At 60.0% G+C, this 25,923-nt stretch carries 20 protein-coding genes; 13 read left to right on the top strand and 7 right to left on the bottom strand.

Annotated features, from left to right (window positions below):
- Positions 1-18 precede the first annotated feature (18 nt).
- Positions 19-1,404, bottom strand: a complete 1,386-nt coding sequence (locus tag GS620_RS20490) for a sensor histidine kinase (protein ID WP_171617577.1) — start codon at positions 1,402-1,404, stop codon at positions 19-21.
- Positions 1,394-2,059, bottom strand: coding sequence for a response regulator transcription factor (locus tag GS620_RS20485; protein ID WP_171617576.1), 666 nt, complete (start codon positions 2,057-2,059; stop codon positions 1,394-1,396). Before GS620_RS20485 ends, GS620_RS20490 begins: the two co-directional genes overlap by 11 nt.
- A gap of 157 nt (positions 2,060-2,216) precedes the next feature.
- Here GS620_RS20485 and asnB point away from each other — a divergent pair, with 157 nt between their 5' ends.
- Positions 2,217-4,163 carry an asparagine synthase (glutamine-hydrolyzing) gene (gene asnB, locus GS620_RS20480; RefSeq protein WP_171120412.1) on the top strand — a complete coding sequence of 649 codons (1,947 nt, stop codon included), beginning with the start codon at positions 2,217-2,219 and terminating at the stop codon, positions 4,161-4,163.
- Between the two features lie 15 nt (positions 4,164-4,178).
- Here asnB and GS620_RS20475 read toward each other — a convergent pair whose 3' ends face one another.
- Positions 4,179-5,663: an NAD(P)/FAD-dependent oxidoreductase gene (locus GS620_RS20475; RefSeq protein ID WP_253282636.1), complete on the bottom strand. Its 1,485-nt coding sequence runs from the start codon at positions 5,661-5,663 to the stop codon at positions 4,179-4,181.
- Positions 5,664-6,335: 672 nt separating this feature from the next.
- Between GS620_RS20475 and rfbF the strand changes: the two genes are divergently transcribed.
- The 6 genes from rfbF (at position 6,336) to GS620_RS20445 (ending at position 12,836) form a co-directional block, all read left to right on the top strand.
- The gene (gene rfbF / locus GS620_RS20470; RefSeq protein WP_170347026.1) at positions 6,336-7,109 is read left to right on the top strand and encodes a glucose-1-phosphate cytidylyltransferase; all 774 of its coding nucleotides are present in this window, start codon (positions 6,336-6,338) and stop codon (positions 7,107-7,109) included.
- Positions 7,091-8,176: an NAD(P)-dependent oxidoreductase gene (locus GS620_RS20465; RefSeq protein WP_216597976.1), complete on the top strand. Its 1,086-nt coding sequence runs from the start codon at positions 7,091-7,093 to the stop codon at positions 8,174-8,176. Before rfbF ends, GS620_RS20465 begins: the two co-directional genes overlap by 19 nt.
- Positions 8,173-9,405: a class I SAM-dependent methyltransferase gene (locus GS620_RS20460; protein ID WP_171233821.1), complete on the top strand. Its 1,233-nt coding sequence runs from the start codon at positions 8,173-8,175 to the stop codon at positions 9,403-9,405. Before GS620_RS20465 ends, GS620_RS20460 begins: the two co-directional genes overlap by 4 nt.
- Complete coding sequence (locus tag GS620_RS20455) at positions 9,405-10,283, top strand: NAD(P)-dependent oxidoreductase (RefSeq protein WP_171617575.1); 879 nt, start codon at positions 9,405-9,407, stop codon at positions 10,281-10,283. The genes GS620_RS20460 and GS620_RS20455 overlap by 1 nt, the downstream gene beginning before the upstream one ends.
- Positions 10,280-10,681, top strand: coding sequence for a GtrA family protein (locus tag GS620_RS20450; protein WP_170347032.1), 402 nt, complete (start codon positions 10,280-10,282; stop codon positions 10,679-10,681). The genes GS620_RS20455 and GS620_RS20450 overlap by 4 nt, the downstream gene beginning before the upstream one ends.
- 118 nt (positions 10,682-10,799) lie before the next feature.
- Complete coding sequence (locus tag GS620_RS20445) at positions 10,800-12,836, top strand: B12-binding domain-containing radical SAM protein (protein ID WP_171617574.1); 2,037 nt, start codon at positions 10,800-10,802, stop codon at positions 12,834-12,836.
- A 19-nt stretch (positions 12,837-12,855) separates the two neighbouring features.
- On the opposite strand, the gene GS620_RS20440 is transcribed toward GS620_RS20445, so the two are convergent.
- Complete coding sequence (locus GS620_RS20440) at positions 12,856-14,898, bottom strand: hypothetical protein (RefSeq protein WP_171617573.1); 2,043 nt, start codon at positions 14,896-14,898, stop codon at positions 12,856-12,858.
- Entirely contained in the window at positions 14,895-15,902 is a 1,008-nt protein-coding gene (locus tag GS620_RS20435) for a glycosyltransferase (protein ID WP_171617572.1), read from the bottom strand. The genes GS620_RS20440 and GS620_RS20435 overlap by 4 nt, the downstream gene beginning before the upstream one ends.
- Positions 15,903-16,124: 222 nt before the next feature.
- On the opposite strand from GS620_RS20435, the gene GS620_RS20430 reads away from it, so the two are divergent.
- The gene (locus tag GS620_RS20430; protein ID WP_171617571.1) at positions 16,125-17,630 is read left to right on the top strand and encodes a PepSY domain-containing protein; all 1,506 of its coding nucleotides are present in this window, start codon (positions 16,125-16,127) and stop codon (positions 17,628-17,630) included.
- Positions 17,624-18,808 carry a glycosyltransferase family 4 protein gene (locus GS620_RS20425; protein ID WP_171617570.1) on the top strand — a complete coding sequence of 395 codons (1,185 nt, stop codon included), beginning with the start codon at positions 17,624-17,626 and terminating at the stop codon, positions 18,806-18,808. Before GS620_RS20430 ends, GS620_RS20425 begins: the two co-directional genes overlap by 7 nt.
- A 7-nt stretch (positions 18,809-18,815) precedes the next feature.
- Here the strand turns inward: GS620_RS20425 and GS620_RS20420 are convergent, their stop codons facing one another.
- Both GS620_RS20420 and GS620_RS20415 read right to left on the bottom strand, forming a co-directional pair.
- Positions 18,816-20,084: a glycosyltransferase gene (locus GS620_RS20420; RefSeq protein WP_171617569.1), complete on the bottom strand. Its 1,269-nt coding sequence runs from the start codon at positions 20,082-20,084 to the stop codon at positions 18,816-18,818.
- Positions 20,085-21,521 carry a lipopolysaccharide biosynthesis protein gene (locus GS620_RS20415; RefSeq protein WP_171617568.1) on the bottom strand — a complete coding sequence of 479 codons (1,437 nt, stop codon included), beginning with the start codon at positions 21,519-21,521 and terminating at the stop codon, positions 20,085-20,087. It abuts the gene before it with no gap.
- 307 nt (positions 21,522-21,828) lie between these two features.
- Here GS620_RS20415 and GS620_RS20410 point away from each other — a divergent pair, with 307 nt between their 5' ends.
- Genes GS620_RS20410 through GS620_RS20395 form a run of 4 tightly spaced genes read left to right on the top strand, consistent with a single transcriptional unit; the run spans position 21,829 to position 25,920 of the window.
- Positions 21,829-22,755 carry a glycosyltransferase family 2 protein gene (locus GS620_RS20410; RefSeq protein ID WP_171617567.1) on the top strand — a complete coding sequence of 309 codons (927 nt, stop codon included), beginning with the start codon at positions 21,829-21,831 and terminating at the stop codon, positions 22,753-22,755.
- A 13-nt stretch (positions 22,756-22,768) separates the two neighbouring features.
- Positions 22,769-23,731: a lysylphosphatidylglycerol synthase transmembrane domain-containing protein gene (locus GS620_RS20405; RefSeq protein ID WP_171617566.1), complete on the top strand. Its 963-nt coding sequence runs from the start codon at positions 22,769-22,771 to the stop codon at positions 23,729-23,731.
- Positions 23,728-25,167, top strand: coding sequence for an FAD-dependent oxidoreductase (locus GS620_RS20400; RefSeq protein WP_171617565.1), 1,440 nt, complete (start codon positions 23,728-23,730; stop codon positions 25,165-25,167). Before GS620_RS20405 ends, GS620_RS20400 begins: the two co-directional genes overlap by 4 nt.
- A 3-nt stretch (positions 25,168-25,170) precedes the next feature.
- On the top strand, positions 25,171-25,920 hold the full coding sequence (locus GS620_RS20395; RefSeq protein WP_171364593.1) for a polysaccharide deacetylase family protein: 750 nt from the start codon (positions 25,171-25,173) through the stop codon (positions 25,918-25,920).
- The last annotated feature ends 3 nt before the right edge of the window (positions 25,921-25,923 follow it).

Here is a 25,923-nt window from a genome sequence, read left to right as displayed (position 1 = left end):
GGAAACCGGGCAAACCGATCAGTTTGCTCTGCGCAAGTTTCCTTTGAGGGACCGCGTTCTGGGCTTTCTGGCAGCTTCAATTTGGCCCGGCAGCGTTACCGAAACGCGCGCACCACCCAGAGAGGATGTTCCGATACTGACGGATCCGCCGTAAAGTTCAGCGATATCCTGCACGATCAAAAGCCCCAGCCCATGCCCCTCGGTCTCATCTGTATTGTCTTTCTGAGCCGACCCCTCTGATCTACCCGCCCCCATCCCGGGGCCATCATCCTCGATACTCAACGTGATCATGCCCGGTTCGGGTGCCGTCACTGATATGCGCACATGGCTCTTGGCCCAGAGACAGGCGTTTTCAAGCAGATTGCCCAGGATCTCCTGAATGTCGGCCTCCTCGCCCCAAAAGGTGGTTCCGGCGTCTATGGCGTTTTCGATATGCGGCATCCTGTTTCGGAGTGTGATGCCAAGTGCAAACGATACATCTTCGGCGCAGGCATGCACCGGAGAGGATTTTCCATAGGGGCGTTCGGTACGCGCGCGGCTGAGGTTGCGTTTGATGACACCGGTCATACGCCCCACAAAATCCGTTATCTGATCTCCTTTATCTCCCTCAAGCTCTTCGGCAACGCGCGCCAATGCCGCCAGCGGTGTTTTCAGGCCATGCGCCAGCTCTGCGTTTTTTCGACGGTGTTTTTCGATGATCGTGCCGTTGCGCCAGTGCAGCTCGCGCAGTTCCTCAACCACGGGAACCAGATCGGGGGGCCATTTCTGATCGTCTATGATGGTGTCGTTTTTACGCATGACCTTCACGGAATTGCTGAGCCGCTTGAGCGGCATCAGCCCCCTGTTCACGGTGATGTAGACCGAAACCGAAACCATTATGGCAAGACCAATGAAAATCAATGCAATCAGCTTTGCAGCCCGGTTGGTCTCTTCCGTGACATGCATCAGCGGGGCCGCAATCCGGAAGGTCAATGTCTCATCCGGTTCCATCCCGGGAAACACGGCCCGTCTTCCACGCAGAACATCTCCGCCCGGGATTACGAAATTCCCCCCGGCTTCCGGGACGTCCAGAACCCAGCTTTCCGCAGTAACAGGGCCAAGTGACGGGGATTGCAGCAGGATTTCGTCAGACCCGTCGCGCGTCAATTGCCAGAACCATTGCTCATTGGTCAGGTCATAAAAGCTCGGGCCAACGCTCTCGAGCAGTTCAGCCTGTGCCCCGTCATAGGCGACCCGCCGGGCTTCGATCAACAAATCCTGCCCAAGCAGCAAATCCATTTCGCTGATTTCATGAGCCCGGTAGACCTGAATGCAGATCATGGCCCCGATACCCAGTATGGCGCAGCAGATCGCTATCGTGGCAATCGAAACGCGACGGGGGATCGTGGCCCAATTATGCGTCATCTACCGGAATCCGATACCCATGCCCCCGCACGGTTTCCACCATTCCCGCCGAAGTTTTCCGACGCAAACGTGAGACAAGAACATCGATGACGTTCGATTGCAGATCCATATCCTCGGCATAGATATGTTCGATCAGATCTGCCCGGCTGACGACAGATCCCGCATGCCGGGCGAGATGCTCCAGCGCCCGGAACTCGAAAGCGGTCAGCGATACGCTGCGCCCTTTGAAAAAGGCGGCTTTTTCATCCGGCAGAACCGAAAGATCTCCGACATCGATCGAGGGCGTACCACGCCCGCTTGCACGGCGCACCAAGGCCTCGAGCCGCGCCAGAAGCTCTTCGGAATGAAACGGCTTTGACAGATAATCATCAGCCCCGCTGCGCAGCCCGGAAACGATATCGTTCCAGCTGTCACGCGCCGACAGGATCAGAACCGGTGCTGCAACCTTGCGGCTGCGCCATTCCCGCAGGATCGACAACCCGTCCAGCCCCGGCAGCCCCAGGTCCAGCACGATCGCGTCCCAATCCTCGGTCTCTCCCAGAAACAGCGCATCATTGCCGTTTCCTGACAGTCTTACGATATCACCCCGGGCGCGCAGCAAACATTCAAGATCACCGCGCAGCGTATCGTCATCTTCCGCAACCAGTACCTTCATAACCCCTCATACGGGACAAACGGCCCAAACGTGAACATAGCATGACAAGACCCGACATGCGGCGTTCACCCCACCTTTTATATATTTGACCTGATCGGTTGTCGAAAGCGATCCGTTTCAGAACCCAAAATTTAGTTTTAGCGATTTGAGGTGCCGGATGTGCGGTCTGTTTGGAATTTTCCCAGAGGATACAACCTCATCCCCTGATGTCACACGGCTTCGTCAAAGCGGTTTCGCCATTCGGCACCGCGGCCCCGATGCCGGCAATATTCTGAGCGAGCCCGGTCTTGGCCTGGCCCATCAACGCCTGTCTCTGGTTGATACCGACACCCGGTCGGATCAGCCATTTACGGACCCAAGCGGCCGCTACATCCTTGTCTACAATGGCGAAGTCTATAACTTCAGAACCCTGCGCGCTGAACTTGAGGCACTGGGCATCCCGTTCCGCACCACCTCGGATACCGAAGTGGTACTGCACAGCCTGATCCAATGGGGCGAAGATGCGCTTGCCCGGTTCGATGGCATGTTCGGACTTGCCTTTATCGACCGGCAGACACACCGGGTTCTGCTGGCCCGGGACCGGTTTGGCATGAAACCTCTTTACTGGATGCAAGGCATGACCGAACAAGGCCCCGCCTTTCTGTTCGGTTCAGAGATCAAGGCCTTCGAACCCTGGATAACCCTGAAACCCGATGTCAACTCGATCGCGGCTTACCTGATGAAATTCGGAGGCCCGACCAGCGGCCCGACCTTCTATCAGGGGATCCGCAGCCTGACGCCCGGCACTTACCTGTGGCATGACGGATCGGGCAATATCGACATCGCCTCTTTCTTCCACCTGACCGACTTTCTCGACCTTGATGAGATGACCCGCCTCGATGGCCTGTCGGCTGCCGATATCGTCGATGAATATGCGGATCTCATGCATAAATCCGTGGCCTCGCATTTATTCGCGGATGCACCGGTTGGCGCGTTTTGCTCAGGCGGGGTGGATTCATCCCTGATCGTTGCCATCGCAGCGGCCCAGCACCAGAATATCGCCCTGTTCCACGCCAATGTGAAAGGCGCCTGGAGCGAGGTGGACGCCGCCTCGGAACTGGCCAAAAGCCTGAAACTTGATCTGCATGTCATCGAGGCTGAAGAGCAGGATTTCGTCGACATGATCCCGCGCGTAATGTGTCACTACGAATACCCGTTTTCCTATCATCCCAATTGCGCACCACTGATGATGATCGCCCAGCTCGCGGCGGATTCAGGGATAAAGGGGCTGTTGTCAGGCGAAGGATCGGATGAGCTGTTTCTGGGCTACCCCTGGCTTGGCCGCAAACGCCTGACAGACGGGTATGAAAGGATGATCAGCGGGTTGGGCTCGGCCATACGCGCAATACCGGGGGTTGGCCCGATCCTGGCACCTGACCGGATGGGAAACATGGAAAACGTCCGCGACATCCTGAATGGTCGCGAGATGGCGCAGGACAAGCGGGCCGTAGCCGACAGCCTGGCACAGCTGCCTCGCAAGTTTCAGGAAAGAGGCCGGCAATGGAGCTTGGATTACATGCACCACCATCTGCGAACGCTTTTGCATCGCAACGATACAATGGGCATGGCTGCCGGGATCGAGGCGCGGTTCCCGTTTCTGGACACACAGGTTGCCCGGTTCGGGATCAATCTGCCGGCACGCTACAAACTCAGGGGCTCTCCGTTCGTTTTCGAAAAGGCACACCCCTTCATCCGCGACAAATGGGTGGTCCGCGAGGTTGCCAACCGCTACATCCCCAACACCCTGAGCCAGCGCATCAAGATCGGGTTCTGGACGACGGTGTTTCAGCGGCTTGAGATCCGGCCGGAATACTTCAGGAACGCCCATTTGGGGGATCTTTTCAGCCTGACCCGGACACAGATGGCGAACACCATCGAAGAGGCCGGTCCGGATCTGCGGCTGCGGTTGCTGCTGACCGAGGTTTGGCTGCGATGTCGGCTGGATCATCAGGACGAAGATCGCGAAATCAACAGATTACGCGATCACGTCAGCATCCGGCCGGACAGATTCCGGCCCCGACCGTCCTCTGCCAACAAACCTGTGGGCGCTGCGGTCCACAGTTGAAGGGCTGCCCCTTCCTCAGAGAGCCGTGCTTTTGCGGACGGCGGATTGCGGGGCCGCCTTTTTCTTGGGTTTGGCTTCAAACTCTTCGTGATAAGAGCGCTCAACATTGACATCCCAGACGTCATGATCCTCGCCCAGAATATTGCGCGCGGCGTACATCGCCGACAGCATGGAATGATCCTGGTTGTTGTAGCGGTGCAGACCATTGCGACCCACGGTCTGGAAGTTTTCCAGCGTCTTCAGCCAGCCGCTGACTGTGTCTAGGGCGTCCTTGTATTCACTGTCATAGACCGGATAGGCCTTGGGCTGCCGGATAACCGCGTGGTCAATGACATCGCTGGCCTTGGCCAGACCCAGCTTTTCAAGCTCTTCACTGGCGAGATGCCTGAGATCCTCGTCACTTGACGACCACAACCCGTCACCTTTCTGGCAGAAATACTCCATCCCGATCGATGCGGTGTTCTGATCTGGCAGCATTTCCGCGGACCAGGCGCGGAAATTCTGGATGCGCCCCACCTTCACCTGCGGGCTGTGGATGTAGATCCAGTTGTCCGGGAACGGGTCCGCGTGGTCCAGGATCAGGGTCACGATCAGGAAATCACGATACCGCAGACGGTCTGCCGCCTCGACAACCTCGGGTGGCGGCGGCGGATCAAAAGCATGGATCAGATCACGAACGGCCATCGAATTGACGAACTCTTCGCCCTCCACCCGCTCGGTGTGTTTTTCGCCATCTTCAGTCCAGTGGCGCACATCGATCGAAGTGACGCGATTGCCATCACGGTTCACCTGGATCACTTCGGAATGGGTTTCGACCGATCCGCCTTTTTCCCGGATCAAGTCACGGGTCTTTTCCCACATCATGCCGGGGCCCAGGCGGGGATACTGGAATTCCTCGATCAGGCTGGCGGTGTCATTGGCCCCGGAAATCGCGTTCCAGACCGCCTTGGGCAAAGACAGGTTCTTGATCCGCTGCGCGGCCCAGTCGGCCCGGATTTCCGACGGCGGAATACCCCAGACCTTCTTGGTGTAGCTGTGGAAGAAATGCATATAAAGCCGCCCGCCAAAGCGGTTGACGACCCAGTCTTCGAACGTGTCTTCCTGCTGGCGGGGGCGGATCTTCCATTTGATGAAGCTGCCGATGATCTTGTAGGTCTCGTAGGGGCCGATATTGCCAAGGGCGTTGAAGATACGCAGCGGGTAGTCGTAGAATTTGTTGCGGTAGAAGATGCGGCTCAGGCGTTGCACGGTGATGAAATCATCCCCCATCACCTCGTGCCACATATCCTCGACTTCACGCACCTTGGTGAAAAACCGGTGCCCGCCAATGTCGAAGCGATACCCTTTGTGCGTTTCGGTTCGCGAGATGCCACCAACCATGTCCGAGGCTTCGAACACCCGGGGAACATGTGTGTCGCTCAGTTTCTGAAGTTCATAGGCTGCTGTCAGCCCTGCTGGACCACCACCAATGACGACAACGGGAACAATATCTTTTTTCAAATGACTAACACCCATACCAAAACACTGACCTAAAGCTACAAGAGGTTATCCGAGATTCACAACAAAATCCTGTCAGCCCCCGAAACGGGGCTCCTGCGCTTTGAGTTCCACCCCTTCCGTGCAGAAAAATCAACCATTCCGTTTGACGAACCGCACTTGCGCCACTCTGTGCAAATCGATGACAGGCCCGAACCGGGTCGCCTGTGCCGAAAGCCGGCTTGGGTTTTGCGAAACCGACGGTCTTTCACACCGCCCGAAACAGCACGCGTTTTCCACAATGCCCTGAAACATAACGATGATTGCTGACTGGCACAGCCAGCCGAAACTCCCCGCCCGGAAGCGAAACATAGATTGGATCCATACACCTCTTGCACGGCGCCTGACCTGAACCATGACCGCTTTTTTCAGGCTGCGTCTGTGATGTCCTTCACTGTGTCGACGGACCGAAAGCGCGCATCAACAATGCTGTGACTTTTCCCGCATTGTGTATGGTTGAGCGCCAGAGCAACAGGGAATTCAGCGCCTCACGACTCGTGGCCTTGTGAATCTTGACAGGATGGCGGCGCTGCCATCCTACTGCGTGTGAATGTTTGGAAAGGCTCGGATACATCAGGTCCGGGTTCGAACGAGTGAATTGGTAGCCAGTCTCGTTGTTAACGAGGGAGCAATTTTATGAAGTGTGTTATTCTGGCCGGTGGTTTGGGAACCCGGCTCAGCGAAGAAACCGTCAAGATTCCAAAGCCCATGGTCGAGATCGGCGGCAAACCGATCATCTGGCATATCATGAAAATCTACGCGGCACACGGCATCACGGATTTCATCGTCTGCCTCGGCTACAAGGGTTACGTGATCAAGGAATACTTCGCGAATTTCTTTCTGCACAGTTCAGACGTCACGATCGATCTGGCCAATGGCGGGCTTGAGATTGCAAACAGTAAATCGGAACCGTGGCGCGTGACGCTGGTCGATACCGGAGAGGACAGCCAGACCGGGGGGCGGCTGCGCCGTGTCATGCATCTGCTCAAGGATGAAGAGGCCTTTTGCATGACCTATGGCGACGGGGTCGGGAATGTCGATATCAGTTCGCTGGTCGCGTTCCACAAAAGCCACGGCAAACGCGCCACGCTCACCGCAGTCGTGCCACCGGGGCGTTTCGGCGCGTTGGAGCTGGCCAGCGATCAGATCGAACGTTTTGCCGAAAAACCGGGCGGTGACGGTGGTTTCATCAATGGCGGGTTCTTCGTGCTGCATCCTTCGGTAGGTGATCTGCTGGACGGGGACAGCGCAATCTGGGAACGCGCTCCGCTTGAAACGCTGGCCGCAGACGGCGATCTGATGGCGTTTCGCCACAAGGGATTCTGGCAACCGATGGATACGCTGCGCGACCGCCGTCAGCTCGAAGCCCGCTGGCAGGAAGGCAATGCTCCATGGAAGGTCTGGGAATGATGCTGGGTTCCGCTCCGAAAATCATCCTGCTTGGCAATCTGGGCTATATTGGTCCGGTCGTGGCAGCGGCCTTGCGGAAATCCTACCCCAACGCCAATCTGATCGGCCTTGATCCCGGGTTTTTCTCGGACCGGCTGACCACGCATGATGCGTGGCCCGAGCGGGTTCTGAACCAGCAGATCATCGCGGATATTCGCGATATCGATGTGTCACTGTTCCAGGGGGCGGATGCGGTTGTTGCACTGGCGGCCATCTCGAACGACCCGATGGGTGCCCGGTTCGAAACAGTCACCACGGAAATCAATCAGGATGCCATCGTGCAGGCCGCTCATCTGGCCGCCGAAGCCGGGGTGTCGCGCTTCGTGTTTGCCTCCAGCTGTTCGGTCTATGGTTTCGCCGAAGGCGATGCCAGATCCGAGGACGCGCCCCTGAACCCGCTGACCGCCTATGCCCGCAGCAAGATCGGGACAGAGCGCGCGCTGGCGGCCATGGACACGCCGGGGATGCTGCGTACAGCGCTGCGTTTCGCCACCGCCTGCGGGCCGTCACCCCGGCTGCGGCTGGATCTGGTGCTGAACGATTTTGCCGCCTGTGCGGTCACCGCTGGCAAGATCACGGTGCTGAGCGACGGCAGCCCGTGGCGGCCGCTGATCGATGTGCGCGACATGGCGCGGGCCATCGACTGGGCCATCACCCGGACCCAAGATGCCGGGGGGCAGTGGCTTGCGGTCAACGCTGGATCGGATGTGTGGAACTATCAGATCCGCGATCTGGCGCAGGCCGTAGCCGAAGCGGTCCCCGGGGCCAGCTACTCGATCAATCCCGACGCCTCACCCGACAACCGGTCTTACAAGGTCGACTTTTCGCTCTACAAACAGCTGGCACCCGAACATCAGCCGGTTCAGACGCTTGAAGGCACCATCCGGGATTTGTTGCAATTGCTGAACGATATCAACTTTGGCGATGCCGATTTCAGGTCATCTCCGTTGATGCGGCTGAAAGCGCTTGAAGAGCATATCCGCACAGGCACGCTGAGCGAGGATCTGCGCTGGAGGATGCCGCAATGACACACCCCGCTTGCCGGAGCTGTGGCGCAGCCCTGACCCAGACGCTGGTCGATCTGGGGCTTTCGCCGCTGGCCAATTCCTATGTCCCGCCCGAGCGCGCGGGCACGGCCTGTCCGCGCTATCCGCTGCATGCCTGGGTCTGCAACGACTGCTATCTGGTACAGGTCGAAGACGCCGTACCGGCGGATGAGATCTTCAATGCCGATTACGCCTATTTCTCGAGCTATTCGGACAGCTGGCTGGCCCATGCCAGGGCCTATGTCGAACAGATGGTCGACCGGCTTGATCTGGGACCGGATGATCTGGTGATCGAGATCGCCTCGAATGACGGGTATCTGTTGCAGTATTTCGTCGAGAAAGGCATCCCGGTTCTGGGGATCGAACCTTCGGGCAGCGTGGCGGCGGCAGCCGAAGAAAAAGGTGTGCGCACGCTGGTCGATTACTTCGGCGAGGCGCTGGCCCGCAAGGTGGCCGCGACCGAGAAACCTCCGGCGCTGATCGCATCGGCCAATGTGCTGGCGCATGTGCCTGACATCAACGATTTCGTTGCGGGCATCGCCACGCTTCTGACGGGTGATGCGGTTTATACGGTCGAGTTTCCGCACCTTCTGAACCTGATCAACGAAGTGCAGTTCGACACGATCTATCACGAACATTACTCCTATCTGTCGCTGCTGGCGGTCGAGAAGATCTTTGCCAAGGCGGGCCTGCGTGTCTTCGACGTCGAGGAACTACCCACCCATGGCGGTTCGCTGCGGGTGTTCGCCTGCCTTGAGGGTGCCAGCCATCCCGAAGGGCCCGGTCTGGCCAAGGTCCGCGCGGATGAGGCTGCGGCGCAGTTCGACCGGCCTGAGGGCTATATGAATTTCACCATTCAGGTCGAAGCGCTGCGCGACGGATTGCTCGCCTTTCTGCGCGAAGCAAATGCCAGGGGGGACACCATTGCCGCCTATGGTGCCGCCGCCAAGGGCAACACGCTGCTGAACTATGCCGGGATCGGCCCCGACCTGATCTCTTACTGCGTTGATCGCAACCCGGCCAAGCAGAACACGCTGCTGCCCGGCAGTCATATCCCCGTACATGGGGTCGAAGCCCTGCGCGAGACGCCGCCGGATTACGTGCTGATCCTGCCCTGGAACATCCGGGACGAGGTCACGGATCAACTGTCCGACCTGAAGGCGCACGGCACCCGCTTCGTGACAGCCGTGCCAGAGATCAGGATCAGCTGATGGCACGGGTTCTGCTGACGGGCGCAACCGGATTGGTCGGGCGCGCGACAGCCACGGCTCTGACAGAGGCGGGCCATGAGGTGGTGACGCTGGGCCGCAACCCGGCAAGCGACATCCCCTGCGATCTGCTGGACCCCGGCGCCACCACGACAGCCCTCGACGCCGCCCGCGCCAGCCATCTGGTGCATCTGGCCTGGCATGGCGGCGCGCGCGACCGCTGGACTTCTGGGGCCAATCTGGACTGGATGGCCGCCACCCTGCATCTGGTGCGGGAGTTTGCACGCACAGGAGGCCAGCGCGCGATCTGCGCCGGAAGCTGTGCCGAATATGACTGGTCGGTACCGGAGCTGATCGAAACCAGCCCCCTGCGCCCCCGCACCCTTTATGGGGCGGCCAAGGCCGGGGCCGGCCTGGCGCTGTGCGCGGGCCAGCAGACGCTTGGCCTGTCCCTGGCATGGGCCCGCATCTTTTTTGTCTACGGGCCGGATGAACCGCTGGGGCGACTGTTCGGCGATCTGATGTCAAACCTCGGGGCGGGACGGCCGGTTGATTGCACCGATGGGCGGCAGGAGCGGGATTTCCTGCATGTCGATGATCTTGCCCGCGCCTTGTTGCGCGTGCTGGAAAGCGATCTGACCGGCCCGGTCAATGTCGCCAGCGGTACGGCGACCCCGGTTCGAGACCTGATTGCAGAGGTGGCGAACCAGATGCACCGGCCCGATCTGATCCGCTTGGGCACCATCGCCCGCGCAGCGGACGATCCGCCCCGGCTGGCGGCGGACGTGACCCGGTTGCGGGACGAGACCGGTTTTATGCCACAATATGACATTGCTTCCGGAGTCGCCCGGTGTCTTCGGTCAAGGGAGGAGGCCGTATGAAATCTTCATCTTTTCTACGCAAGCAATCCTTCATGCTTTTTGCCCTGGTCGGCATCGTGAATACGGCCTTCGGGTATGCGGTTTTCTCGGTTCTGAGCCTGTCGGGGCTGCCCGCACAGGCGGCTCTTGCGATCTCGTTCGTCATCGGCGTGTTGTGGAATTTCATGACCCACGCCCGGATCGTATTCGACACCAAAGGGTTCAGGAAATTGCCCTTCTACCTGCTGGCATATGTCATGGTTTACGTTTTCAACGCCTTTTCGCTCGAAGCTCTTCTGAGCACGGGACTGCATCCGATCCTTGCGCAGGGCCTGCTGGTTCTGCCCGCGGCCGTTCTGGCATTCATCCTTGTTTCCCGGGCGCTGACCGATCGCTTCCCGTGGCAGCAGGAGGTCTGATATAATGCCTAAAAACTACAGACATAAACACTTTCGATCCGTAACCGGTCCATCTGATATATAATAGGATATGGACTGTTAAATGTATTTGGTACCAGTGCTGGAAGGATAATCGTCAATGCGTCTTTATCTTGCTGATCTTGGACATAACCTCGTTACTGCCACGTCGGACACCTACCCATTGGGCGTTGGAAATCTTGCGACCTATGCCCAGGCTCATGCAAAAAGCCCGACACCGATCGAGGTCGCGATCTTTCGTGATCCGCAGGAATTCAAAGCGGCCGTCGACACAGCTCCGCCAGATATGGTCGGTTTTTCCAGCTATTCCTGGAACCACCATCTGGCCCTGTCCTTTGCCGACTACGTCAAGGCGGTCAATCCCAACAGCCTGACCCTGATGGGCGGCCCCAACTTCCCGCTGACCGAAGAAGAGCAGGACAGCTGGATCCGGACCATGCCGCAGATCGACATGCATGTGCGCGGCCCCACGTATGAGGGCGAGCGCGCGTTCCTGAGCACGCTGCAACGGTTCATCGATGTCGGTGCCCGCCGCGAAGGCATGTGGGAGGAAGCCGTCGATGGCGCGCTTTATGTGCACCCCGAAACCGGAGAGATCCTGCGCGGGGCCGAGCCGCCCCGCATCCGCGATCTGGATGAAATCCCCTCGCCCTATCTGGCCGGGCTGATGGACAAGTTCTTCGACACCGGCCTGTTTGCACTGATGCAACTGGCACGGGGCTGCCCGTTCACCTGCGCGTTCTGCAATTCAGCGGTCAAATCGAACTCGAAGGTGTTCCGCCATTCCTTTGAACGCACCAAGGCCGATCTGGATTACATCGTCGCCCGCATCAACCATGCTAGCCCGCTCTGTTTCGCGGATGACAATTTCGGCATGTACGTGCAGGACGAAGAGGTGGCCGATTACCTGGGCCATCTGATGGAACGGTACGACTGGCCGAAATACATCCGGACAACCACGGGCAAGAACCGCGGCGACCGGATCATCAAGGTGATGCGCAAGGCCAAGGGCCGGTTGCCGATGACCTCGTCGGTTCAGTCTCTGAATCCGGAAGTTCTGAAGAACATCAAACGCGACAATATCAGCCTGGACACCTATGCCGAGGTACAGCAGGAGCTGCATTCAAAAGGCATGCAATCCTATGGCGAGCTGATCCTGTGCATGCCCGGTGAAACCCGGGAATCCTTCATGGATGCCGTCGATCAGCTGATCGAAACCGGCGTCAGCCGGGTCGCGGCGCACCAGTTGATGCTGCTGCACGGCGCACCGCTGGCCAACCCCGACAGCCGCGAGAAATTCGGCTTCAAAACGCTCCATCGCGTGGTTGCCCGATGCCTGGGCAAATATACCGGCCCAACCGTGGTCGAGACCGAGGAAATGGTGGTCCAGTCCGAGAATTTCTCGTTCCAGGATTATCTGGACACCCGTGTTTTCCATCTGCTGCTGACGATCTTCTATTACGAAGACAATTTCGAAGAAGCCTTCCGGCTGGCGCGGTCCCGTGGCATCCGGCCCTTCCTGATCGTCAAGCATATGCAGGACATTCTTGATCAGGCCCCCAAACCCTTCCGGGATGCGGTGGCCGGTTATCTGGAGGAAAACCAGCAGGAGCTGTTTGAAACCCGCGCCGATTGTGTCGCCTGGGCGCAGGAAAATTATGATGATCTGATCAGCGGCGAATTGGGGGGCAATCTGCTCAGCAAATATTCGATGATTGGCCGGTTCATCGTGCTGGACGAAGCACTTGATTTCCTGAAACGGGCCATCAGCGACCTGCTGGACAAGGACGACCACGAAGCGCACGAGATGCTCGACACGATCATCAATTACTACAGCGCCGTGATGCTGCATGTGCCCTTCTCGGAAACCCTGGAACACGAACCCGTCTGGAGCTCGTCTTTCGATGTCGAGGCCTGGAGGAATTCGGGATATCAGGGCGTGCTGCAGGATTACCAGTTCGATGCCCCCCGCGAGTTCCAGACCCAGGTCGATCAAAGGGTGAAAACCACCTTGCTGTCACGGATCGAAACCTTTGGCGAACATGCCTCGGGGCTCGGCCGGTTTACCCGAACGATGTTCGCCAATGATTTCCGGCGCAACTTCGTGTCAGGCGAAAGCCAACACGCAGCCGAATAGGTCTGGCTTTGGGCTGGGCCTATTCGCCATCCCCCAGATAGACAACGTCGCGGCCCGGGAAGGCCGCGATGATGTCTGCGTTCTGCTCGGGGCCCATATCACGTAGGAAAATCGGTTTGCCCTCGGGCAGGAACGGATCGTTGAGATAGAGTGCAGACCCGATATCGCCCTGTGTCGAAACAAAGACCAGAGCGTTTCCAAGCCCGGCAGCCTGCCGACGTATGTCACCGGTATAGCCACCATACCCATTGTATTTCGACACCCCCCGCCATGGGGTGAAGCTGACAACAGACACCGCACACAGCAATAGGATGACGCAGTGCAGGCGGCCACGATGCCGTTCGGGCAGCCGGTCCCGGACGGTCTCGATCCCGGCCGCCGCCAAAGCCAGCGCCGGCAACAAAGCCGTATGCCAGTAGCGCGGCCCAAGATAGAACGTGCCCGTAAACCAGTAAAAAAACAGGGCCCCCACAAGGATCGCGAACACCACCAGCATGGCCCGGTCGAACCCGGTCAGCTTTCTGCCCCATATGAACGCAATCCAAACCGGAACCAGGGACCCGAATGTCCAGCCCAGAAGTTCGTAATTGAGCGCTGCAAAACCATTGATCAGATTCAGCAGACCCTCGGCCGGACTGTGCCCGACCCAGATGTCGAGCGCGCCCCAGCTCTCGGCCGGTGGCCCTACATTGGGACCAAACCCATAGGCATTCTGCGTGTCCGGCCATAACCGGCTCAGGTAATCCGCTTGCGGGGTCAGCAGCGCGTCTCCGGTGATCATCAGGTTGAGCAGCAAAAAGACCCCACCCGACAGAACACCGCCCAAGGCGCAGGCGATCACCTGTCCGATCCCCCCCGGCAGGCGTCGCAGCAACCACAGGCCGGTCAAAACGCTTATGATCAACCCATCAAGCTGTCGGGTAACAAAGGCCCAGCCCAAAGCCAGACCTGCAACAAGCGCAAGCAAGACATCCCTGCGCGTTGACCCCTCTCCGGCTCTGAGCAGACACCACCATCCCAGCAGCACCATCACCAATGTCGTGGAATGTGCCATCAGCGTGCCCCCGACGGCGAGCACCCAGGGCGACGTGGCCATCAGCAACGCCACCAGATCGGCCCGTTCGCGACTGACGGCACGGCACACGATGCCATGCGCCAGCCAGACAGAGATCCCGGTCAGCACGGGGTTGACCAGCCACGGCACCCCGGCCAGCACGCCCAGGCTCAGAACGATGGCCCAACCCTGCGCCGGCACGCCGATCCACTGATCGCCGCGAATGTCGAACAGATAGTATTCCAATGCGGGCTGCGCCGCTGCGGGGGGGGCCGGGCTTCCGAGGACGCCCGCAGCAAAGGTACGCGCCTGAAACAGATACGCCACCTCATCCTCGACATGAGGCACGCGGTCGAACGCCGCCCAGGCCAGAGCCGCGCTGGCCAGCGTTGCAAAGACCGCCAGGGTAGCCACCGGAATGCGGGGTGCCCGGTCAGGCCCGGCAACTGTGAAAACGGCGACCAGTGTCGCCATCTGCACAAGGTTCAGCGCACCGCCGATCCCGATCTGCAAACCGAAGGCCAGATAGTACCCGTAAGCCACATACGGCGTCGCAGAAACGCAAAAGGCCGCAGCCAGCCCCAGCAAAAGAATCAGCCGCCACCGTCCTGCTTCTGCCATCAGGCCCGTTATGGCCGCCCTTCCCTGCGGCCGCACAAGCACAAAGCCCGTCAACACCGCCTGCCCCGCAAGTATCGCCAGCATGATCAGGTTTTCAGGAGGGTTCGCGGAAATCTCGAGCCGCGGAAACCAAAGGGGCTGGGTCAACCACAACCGGGCCGCACTGCCCAAAAGCAGCGCCGCGCCAAGCAAGCCAAAAAGAAACTGGCCACGCTGCCGGAAAACACCCCCCACAAGCAACGCAGCAATCACCACGGCCGCATACCAAAGGCGCAGTTCCGCCAATGTGGCATTGCTGCCCGCGAGGTCCGCAGCCCAGGCCGCGCTGCCACATAAGGCCATTGCCCCGGCAAAGAGCCACATCACCCGACCTGAGCGCATTTTCATGCCAAGTGCTCGTCTTTGACAATCGCCGGGTCCCGTGCGGGACCTTCGATATTGATGCGTTCCTGTTCAGTGACGATCGGACCGCCCCGCACCTGATTGTGGATCGAGGTTATGTATTCCCCCAACATGCCGATAAACAGCATCTGGATGCCTGACAGGAAGAACAGCGCGACGATGATTGTCGTGGTTCCCCGTGGAGCCAAATCCGGATTGAAGAAATAGAACACCACTGAAATGAGGGAAAACAGAATACAGCTGATGGCAATCACCAGACCACTCAGCGTGCAAAACCGCATGGGGGCACGTGTGAAAGAGAAGATCGCATTCAGCGCCTGATCGGTCAGCGCCATCAGATTGTGCTTGGAAACACCTCTTTTGCGGGCCCGCCACACATATGGAACGATGATGCGGCGAAACCCGCAACTGGCGATGATGCCGCGGATATAGGGGTAGTGGTCGTTATGCGACAGCACCGCATTGAGCACTTTGCGGTCAATAAGCTGGAACTCACCCACTGATGGCTCCAGCCAGACATCGGACAGCCGGTTGACGATCGTATAGAAGATGCCGCGCGCCGCGCGCATCACGATCCCCTCTTCGCGGGTGGTGCGGGCACCGGCCACCACATCGTAACCGCTTTCCCATAGCTGCACGAATTCCGGGATCATGTCCGGCGGGTCCTGAAGATCCACCGGCAGGATGACGACCACGGCATCCCCTTCGGCATAACGCAACCCGTTGAAGGCGGATCGGAACACTCCAAAGTTGCGGGCGTTTACGACAACTTTCACATTCTGATCTTTTTCAGCGATCTCTCGCAGGATCTCGACAGTCCGGTCGGAGGATGCATTGTCGACAAAGATATGCTCGCACCTGTAGCCTGGCAGCTTTTCCTCAAAAATCGCTTTTACGGTTTCATAGCAATTCGCCACATTGTCTTCTTCGTTGTAGCAAGGCGAAACAATGGAAATTGTTTTGTGATTTTGTTCTAAATCTAAAGACACCAATTACCCAACCTCCAAGTTGGAAACGATTGTATCACCCGGTGCTGCATCGGATTCGCACATCGCCCAAAGTACAGGAATATTTTGCAATAACGTGCGCGCACCGCCACATCTTTTGCCGGATTCACGCATTCACAACAGTCAGTTTTCTCCGACCCCTTGTTTCTTGAACATCAGTTTCATTTAGTGTGCCGGTAAATTTATCAGTTGTCAGCGTTCCAGATGAACCGAACCTTTCGAAACCGGCTATTTTCCCTGCACACCTGGCTGGGATTACACCTGTCCATCTTCTTTACCTTCATGTTCCTGACGGGGACGGTGCTTGTCATCGGCATCGAAGTTGAATCCATTGCCCGGCCGGAAATCTGGACCACCATTACCAAAGAAGATCGGGCGGCCAGTTTTGCGGAAATCCATGACGGCATTAAAACCGCCCATCCCGAAAGCGCTGTGTTCGTCATCGAGAAATACCCTGCCCCGTGGTTCGCAGATCGCACTTTCGGACGAACCGGCTGGGGCGAAAACATCAGCTTCTGGACTGACCCGGCGACCGGAGCAGTCGTTTACGAAACGAGAGATGGCGGGTTTCGCGACATCCTGCGCGATCTGCATGATACGTTTCTGACCACCAAACGCCCCATCTTCATCCTGATCTCGGCAACATCCGTTCTGCTTCTGTATCAGATCGTCAGCGGGCTGATTACCTATCGGCGTTTCTGGAAAGGGTTTTTTCGCTGGCCGAAACGTTCGGGAGGATTCAGATCCTGGGCCGGGGCCACGCACCGCCTGACGGCCCTCTGGGCAGCGCCGCTTCTGATCCTGATTGCAATCACCAGCTTCTATTTCATGCTTGGCGGCCTGGGGATCGAAGGGACGACACCGAAACCTCAACCCGCTGCCGCCCGTGACACCGCCCTGCCTGCGGGTTTCAGCTCGGGCACCATAGAACAAGCCGAGGCAAGCGCCCTTGCCGCCATGCCCGGCCTGGAGCCGCTTGTCATGGTGCTGCCGGGCGACCCATCCGGCGCCATTGAATTTGCCGGCCCTCTGACCGGTTTTGCCGAAATGATCGGTTGGGGCAGCGTTTCGGTTGATCCGGTGACATTCGAGATTCTGGGCGCCTTCACACCGAATGACGCTGGTGGCTTCGCCCGTTGGAAAACACTGATGAACACGCTGCATTACGGCACCTGGGGTGGCGCGCTCTCACTGGGTCTCTGGGTTCTGTCAGGCTTCGTGGCCACCGGCGTTGCCCTGACGGGCGCCTTGGTCTTTGCGGGCCGGCTGGCTCCTGAGGCTACACAATACGGCCCGCTCCGGCGCATCTGGCGAGGATTGGGGTTGTCCCGCTGGATCTATCTGTTGATCGTTCTGGGCATCCTGCTGACCGCATATCAGCGCTTTGGGCCGGGCAGCTACCCGAGAGCTGGGGTCTTCCCGACCGACGCACCTGCTGCGGTGGCCTATCTGATCCTGCCCGCACCTCTGCGCCGCGATACCCCGCTTGATGTCGAAATGCTGATTGGGGAACCCGGCATCACCGCGGCGTCCATAGCAACAGATGGGGGGGCAGAACAGCCCGTCGAACTGGTGCGGAACGGTGAAAAGGCGCAGGCATCTTTTCGCATCACCCCCAATGACACGGCCAACCGGATCACAGCCCGCCTGACAAAACCCGACGGCACTGAAAAAACCGTCACATTCCGACTGGGGCAACCGATATGGTAAACGAAACAACACTTCCTCTGACGAATGAGAAGGCTTTTCAGGAACGGCTCAGCATCCTGCAAATGTGCTCGTTTTTCACATTCGGAGGCGGCATTCAGCGCCACATTACCGATCTGGGCGGGTCCCTGATGGCGCATGGGCACAAGGTGATCAAGGCTGGCGCCCCCGGCGAACTTGGCGATACCGCGGATGGCAGTGTCTTTGTACCTTTGCAACTTGACCGGGTCAGCGACCACAGTGCGAATGGCAAACTCAACCCGGCCCTCAGAATGTACTGGCTGGCACGTTCGGCCCTGACCCTGCGGCGGGCGCTCAAAGACCATAAGGTCGATATCATCCATGCGCATGAGACCGCCCCGCTTCTGACGGCTCGTCTGGCCAGTCTGGGAATGGGAATTCCCATTGTGATGACCTATCACGGCTCGTCGCCCGACCGTCTCAACGCGGTGGCCCGCGCCTGTCGGCAGCAAGCCGATCTGGCGATCTGCCCCAGCGAAACCGTCATGCAATCCCTGCTGGAACGCCAGGTCGACCCCGACAAGGCGCGGGTGATGCTTTTGGGGGTACGTCCCAACCCGCCCGCCGATCCGGCCGCCGCGGATGCCCTGCGGCGTGAACTGTTGGGCGAAGATGGCACACATCTGGTTCTGTCCTTGTCCCGTCTGGATCACCAGAAGGGCCTCGACGCGATGATCGAAGTGGCCCGGCGTGTGCGGCAGGACCTGCCCGGTCTGCGGATCGTCGTCGGGGGCGAAGGCGTGCTGCGCGGCCAGGTCGAAGCCTGGGCCGAACAGGCCGGGGTTTCAGACATCATCCGTTTCCCCGGGGTGATCTCGGATGTCGCCACCTATCTTGCGGCCTCTGATCTTTATATGCTGACCTCCCGGTGGGAGGCCCTGCCGATTTCAATTGTCGAGGCGTTCCGCGCCGGGCTGCCGGTGATCGCCACCGATTGCGGCGGTGTGCGTGAATTGGTGGATGGCGATGTCGGGCGCCTGTGTGCGGTCGATGATCTTGATGCCCTGTCTCAGGCGCTGCGCGATCTTTGCACCGACCGCGCCGAATATGACCGGCTAAGCGCCAATGCCACGGCGCGCGGTGCAGAAGACAGGTTCTCGCCAGCCCATGTGCATAGCGGGTTTGAAAAGCTGTATCGGCAACTGGCCGGGCGGGGATAACCCCCGGTCAGTCCGCCGCGCCGTTCTCGAAAGCACCAGCTTCCAAGGCATGGGCTAGATCGGCCCGCCCTGCACGATGCGCGGCCTGCGCAAAAGCCGCGCCGAACCGGCCCAATACCTGATCTTCACGCCAGAGCGTCTCAAACCCGTGCCGCGCCGCTGCGGCCATCTGATCCCGCGCGGCACCTCCGTTCTGAAAACGGCGCATGGCTGCGATCAGATCATCTTCGGTTTCGAACAGTTCCCCGCCCCCTGCCCGCTCGACGATCTCGGGGAACGGACCCAGCCGCCGGGCGATCACCGGCGTGCCCAGCCGGAAGCTTTCGATCAGGATGATGCCGAAGGTTTCATAACAGACCGAGGGCACGATCAGCCCCAGTGCGCCACGATAGTAAGCGTTCAACTCGTCCGGCGTCTTGCGGCCCAGGAATTTGATCCGGTCATTGCCTGCGGCCTGTGCCTTCAGCTCATCCGCATAATCGCCATCACCCAGGATCAGCAGATCCGCGTCGGGATAGCGGTCAAAGGCCGGGAACACATCCTGCAACCCCTTGATCTTTTCCAACCGCCCGACAAACAGGAAATAGGGGCGGTCATGCGCCGCCGGTTCCGGCAAGGCGCTCTGATCCAGGTCGGGCAGGAAATAGGGCAGCACCTGCATGTCCTGCCGCAGGCCGAATTCACGATGTTTGGCGCAGCTGAATTCGCTTTTGGCAATGATCAGATCCATGTGATCCAGCGCCCGGTCCAGCGCACCGGTATAGCGCCAGAGCTGCGGCGGACGCTTGTGCTGCAACACGCAGCGCAGGCACTGGCGGTCATCGCACAGCTCGCGCCCATGTCGCCACAGCACATGGGTCGGGCAGACCAGCCAGTGCTCATGCGCTTCATAGACTTTCAACCCCTCGCCCATCGGCAACAGGCCCGGCCCGCCGATCAGGGATGTGTTGTTGTGCCAGATGATATCCGGCTTCCGCTCGGCCAGTATCTCGCGAATGCGGGCGGTGTGCACAACCGGGCGGCCCAGTTGCTGGGTCAGCAGGTTCGACATCATGCCGTTGCGGCTGCGCAGGCCGATCCGCCGCACCCCGTCGGGGTCGCCCTCGGGCTGGGGCTTGCCGCCCAGGATCAGATAGCTGTCTTCGTCATGCACCACCGTCACGTCATGCCCGCGCGCCACAAGCGCCCGCGCCATGCGCTGAATGCCGATGGCGTCACCGCCAAAGGAATAGGGGGGATAAAATGTGGTGAACATCAAAATGCGTAACGATTTCATCTATCTCTCAATTCCTTGAGTGTCAGCCGCAGGCAGGTGTCCGCCTTGCGGCCCAAGCATCGAAACCAGCAGGCGCAGCCTGTCCCGCTGGAGCAGAAAAGCCAGCAAACCATAGGCCAGAACACCCGTCACCGTACCGGCAAGTAAAAGCAAAGCCGGGGACAGGCCGCCCAGTTGCCACACGACCCCCTGCACTGCCGCCGCCATCCCCCCTGACAGCAGAAGCGGCGCAAGATGCTGCCGCATCAAAGCCGGGCCGGACAGCCCGGCAATATGCCCCAGATTGGCAAATTTGAGCGGCCAGACCAGCAGAAAGACAGCCACAAAACCGGCTGTGACGACCGGCAATCCATACGGGGCCAGCACCACAATCACCCCCGCCGCCAACGCCACCTCGACCCAGGACAGGATCGCCAGACGACCGGGCTGACCGGCCGCCAGACAAAAGGTCTGCTGCACCTTTTCGGCGCACAGATACATGCCAAACACCGACATCAGGCTCAGGACCGGAGCCGCCGGAGCCCATTTCTGACCGAACAGCAGCACCAGCGCCGGTTCCGACAGAACCGCCAGCCCGGCAAAGGCCGGAAAGGCCAGAAACCCGGTCAGGCGCATGACGTCGATCAGCAAATCCGTCGCCGGACCACCATCGCGCGCCGCCGCACCAAAGGCAGGCTGCGCCACGGTGCGCAGCGGTGTGATAACCAGGAACGAGGCGGTCTCGATCACGCGCCAGGCGATTGCGTAATACCCGGCCGGAACCGGCCCCAGCATCGCGCCGATGATCACCGCAGGCGATTGCACCGCAGCCAGTTCCGCCGCGCGCAGGCCCAGAATCCGGTGACTGAAATGCAAGACCCTGCGCATGTGATCCCGCGACGCATGGAATGCCGGGCGCCAGGAGACCGCCCCCCAGGCCATCACGATATTGGTGGCCGTCATCGCCAGCCGCTGACCGACCAGGCTCCAGACGCCGTATCCCGCCAGCGCCATGCCAATGCCCACGACCCCTCCGACCGCCGCGCCGAGCGCTGCACGGATGGCCAGAACACGGAACCGCATTTCCCGGCGCAGGATCGCAACCGGCACCGCCGTCAGTGAAATCATCAGCACCGTTGGGGACAATCCGATCAACAATTCGCGCGCAACCGGCTCATTGTAGAAATATGAGACCGGCCCCGCCCCCAGATACAGCACAACCGTCAACACGCCCCCCAGCAGCGCCAACAGCCAGAAAACCGAGTTCAACCGCTCTGGTGACAGCGCCTCATGGGTCAGCAGAATGTCGGAAATCGTTTCACGGACCAGGAATTCGGAAAACAGCACAAAGGCTGCAACCATCGCCAGAAGACCAAAGGCCTCGACCCCTAAAATACGGGCAAGAATGGCAAAAATGATGAAATTGAACACCTGCTCGACCCAGATACCGGCCGACATCCAGGCAACTCCGCTGCTGAAACTCTGCCGCCCTGACACCCGTTTCCTTCCTGTTGCCCGAACCCCGCCAAGTGCCGATGGACACATGGCTCAAACACTCACACCTGTTGCGCACAGTATGCGCAATTGCAAACTTGACGCCTTAACGGTCGAATTTGGTCAAATTTATTGTCTATGTTCAGTCTGTACGTGTTCGAATACTATACGCAATACAGGGAATTATGCCCGTCATGTTCCAGGCGCCACGCAATTCTTGCAGCGGGGGCTGGGGCAGGGAATATTGAGTGAATAAAAGGTTTTCATTTTCATGAACAAAGTCGCAGAGCCGATGGAGACGAACAGCACCACACCCGAAGAGCTGATCACATCGGAAACCGCCGGCATGAGCCTGAGCGTGGTCATCCCCGCCTATAACGAGGAAAACGCCGTCCGCCACACGGTCGAGGATGTACGCACCCATCTCGAACCGCTGGGCATTCCCTACGAAATCATCGTGGTGGACGATGCCAGCCAGGACAACACCCGCGCCGAGGCCGAGGCCAGCGGTGCCACCGTCACCTTCAACGATGTCAATTCCGGCTATGGCGCCAGCCTCAAGCGCGGGGTGCGGATGGCGCAACATGAATATGTGGCCATTCTGGACGCCGACAGCACCTATCCCGCGCGCTACCTGCCCGGAATGCTGGCCATGTGCCGCGATCAGGACATGGTCGTGGGCGACCGGGGCGCGGCGATGAAGAACGTGCCGCTGCTGCGCCGTCCGGCCAAGAAATTCCTGTTCGCCTTTGCCTCGTTCCTGGCCGAGCGCAAGATCAACGATCTGAATTCCGGCCTGCGGGTGTTTCGCAAATCCGAGCTGATCCCGTTCCTGCCGCTCTTGCCGCAGAATTTCTCGTTCACCACCACGATCACGCTGTGCATGACCTCGAACGGCAAGCGGATGATCTATACGCCGATTGAATACGGCAAGCGGGTGGGCAAATCGAAAATCCGGCCGATCGACTTTCTGAACTTCATCATCCTGATCCTGCGTATCAGCACGCTGTTCAACCCGCTGCGGGTGTTCATCCCACTGGGGCTGGCGTTTTTCACGCTGGGCACGGTGAAGTTCATTATCGATATGTTCTACTGGAACCTCAGCGAAACGGCGGTGTTCTCGTTCCTGGCCGCGATCATGATCTGGTCGCTGGGGCTGATCGCCGACATGATCTCGCGGCTGCATCTCAGACCGTGACATGAGCGGCGGTATGCTTTCCGACCCAAATCAACGGCGCTGGCTGATCCGGGTGGCCGGGTCGGCTCTGGTGCTGGCAATCCTGTTCTGGATTCTGCCGGCCGATGCAATCGTAACAGCGCTGAGGGCGATCCCGGTCTGGGTTTTCCTGTCCGTGTTCGTTCTGTTCCTGTTGGCCCATGTTGGCGCGGCCCTGAAATGGTGGCTGCTGCTGAACCGGGGGCTTTCGCCCCTGCTGGCCATCCGGGCGCATTTTGCCGGGCTGGCTGCCAACCTGTGCCTGCCCGGAGCTATTGGCGGCGATACGGTGCGGGCCGGTCTGGCGCAGGCGGCGATGAAAGACGGCGCGCAGGTTGTTGCGGGCGCAACCGTTGATCGGCTGATCGACATGGTGGCGCTGCTGACCCTGTCCTGTCTGGGCCTGGTCCTGACATGGGAAAGCGCGGCGGGCGGGCATATGATCTGGCCAGTGGCGCTGATCCTGCTGGCCGCGCTGGCGGGTATGGTGGCCTTGCCGCGCCTGCTGCCCCTGCCCTGGCGCTATGTCCCGTCCCTGCCCGGCAAGGGGTTTGCCCATCGTCTGGCCGATGCACTGGCCGGGATGGGCCGCAAACCCGGCACGCTGGCAGTCGCTTTCATCGCATCTGTGCTGATCCAGTTGCTGCTGGTCCTGCTGGCCTGGTGGCTGGCCCTGGCGGCGGGTGTTGATGTGGCCGCCGGGCCATGGATCTTCGCCTGGCCGCTGGCCAAGATCATCGCCGTGCTGCCCGTGTCTTTGAACGGGCTGGGCCTGCGCGAGGCCACATTGGCCGGTTTCCTGGCCCCCTTCGGCGCCAGCGCCCCGGCTGTCGTGGCCGCCGGGCTGGTCTGGCAGGTTGTGTTGTTTACAGCGGGCGGGTTTGGCGCGCTGGTTCTGACCATGTCCGGAATGCGGTTCAACGCCCCGGCAAATTCCCAAAAGGAAGAGTGCAAGTGACGGATGTTTCCCGACCCAATGGCGGCGACACGCCTGAAATCATCATTCTGGGCGCCGGGCCGGCCGGTCTGGCCGCAGCCCATGCCCTGACCGGGCAGGCGAAAGTGACCGTGATCGAACGCGCGCCCAGTGCCGGGGGCAATTCGGCCTCATTCCCGATTGAGGGCGTGATCTGTGATTACGGCTCGCACAGGTTTCATCCGGCGGCAGAGCCCGAGGTTCTGGCCGATGTGAAAGCGCTGCTGGGCGACGATCTGCTGCTGCGCCCGCGCCACGGGCGCATCCGGCTGGGCGGCAAATGGATTCACTTTCCGCTGAAACTGACCGACGCGCTGATGCGCCTGCCCAAACCCTTTGCCGCGTCGCTGATCGGCGACATGGTGCTGAAACCCTTCCGCAAGAAAAGCGAAGGCCCCGAGACGTTCTCGACCGTGCTGTATGACGGGCTGGGGCCGACGATTTCGGACAATTTCTATTTCCCATACGTGCGCAAGCTGTGGGGTCTGGATCCGGACAAGCTGGCGGTGAAACTGGCCGAACGTCGGGTGGGCAGCGGCTCGGTCGGCAAGATCCTGATGAAGATGCTGCGCCTGCTGCCGGGGCTGCGCAGCGAAACCGCGGGGCGGTTCTTTTATCCGCGCAAGGGGTTCGGGCAGATCTCGGACGCGATGCGCAACAGTGCCGAGGCCAATGGCGCCACCTTCCTGTTCAACACCGAAATCACCGCCATCGAACGTGACGGCAATCGCATCACCGGGTTGACGATCCGCGACGAAGCGGGCGAGCAGCACCTGACCGGCGATCTGATCCTGTCGACCATCCCGCTGACCGGGCTGACGCGCCTGATCGGCGACCCTCCGGCAGAGGTGGTCGAGGCCGCCCGCGCCATCCGCTTCCGCGGCATGATCCTGCTGTATCTGGTGCTGGAGACCGACCAGTTCACCGAGTTCGATGCCCATTATTTCCCGGAACTGTCGATCCCGATCAGCCGCATGTCGGAGCCCAAGAACTATAACGCCAGTGGCGCGCCAAAGGGCGTCACCGTTCTGTGCGCCGAGTTGCCCTGCGACCCGGATGAAAAATGGTGGTCCATGTCCGACGAGGAACTGGGGCAGGAATTCACCAAATGGCTGGGTCAGTTGGGCCTGCCCGTCACCGTGCCGGTGCGCCGCTGCGAAACCCGGCGGCTGAGCCATGCCTATCCGGTCTACGATGTGGGCTATGAAGAGCGGTTCGATACGGTTGATCAGTGGCTCTCAGATCTGGACGGATTGCTCGTATTTGGACGGCAGGGCCTGTTCGCCCACGACAACACGCACCACGCCTTTGCCATGGCCTATGGCGCGGCGGATTGCATCGACGACAAAGGCAATGTCGACCGCGCGAAATGGAACAGCTATCGCGAGGTCTTTGCCACCCATGTGGTGGAAGACTGACCCATGCCCGCCTGGCAGGCCGATATCCTGATGTATCATTCGATCTCGGACGCGCCGGGACCAACCTCGATCGCGCCCAACATCTTTGCGGCACAGATGCGGGCGCTGGCGGCGTCCGGCCTGCCGGTGGTGACGCCGGACGCGCTGGCCAACCCGCCTGCCCCCCGTGTGGTCATCATCAGCTTCGATGACGGGTTTGAAGATTTCGCCGATACCGCCTGGCCGATCCTGCGCGAACATGGCTTCTGCCCGATCGTCTATCTGCCCTCGGGCCTGATGGGTGGCACCGACAGCTGGGCCGGGGGCAATATCCCGCCCCGCCCGCTGATGGATTGGGACAGGGTCAAGGCGCTGGCAGCGGAAGGGGTCAGCTTTGGCGCACATAGTGTCAGCCATCCCGATCTGTCGACGCTGGATGCAGAGACCTTGGAGGAAGAAGTCACCGGATCCGGTCCAGATATTGCCGCCCGGCTTGGTCAACCCGTCCGGCATTTCGCCCCGCCCTATGGCGCGTCGAACCCGAATGTACGCGCACAGATCGCCCGGCACTACGACACCTCGGTCGGCACCCGTCTGGGCGTGGCCGGGCCAGGGGATGACATCCACGACCTGCCCCGGCTCGAGATGTTCTATTTCACCGACATCGCCCGCTGGCAGGCGCATCTTGCCGGGCGGGGCGGGTCCTATTTGGCGGCCCGCAAACTGATGCGCGGCGTGCGAAGCGGGCTGAGCAGGGTGCTGCCCATCAACTGAATG

Source organism: Ruegeria sp. HKCCD6428 (assembly GCF_013110595.1).
GTDB lineage: Bacteria > Pseudomonadota > Alphaproteobacteria > Rhodobacterales > Rhodobacteraceae > Ruegeria.
The sequence above is the reverse complement of the archived record's forward strand: the minus strand, read 5'-3'. Positions and strand labels throughout refer to the sequence as shown.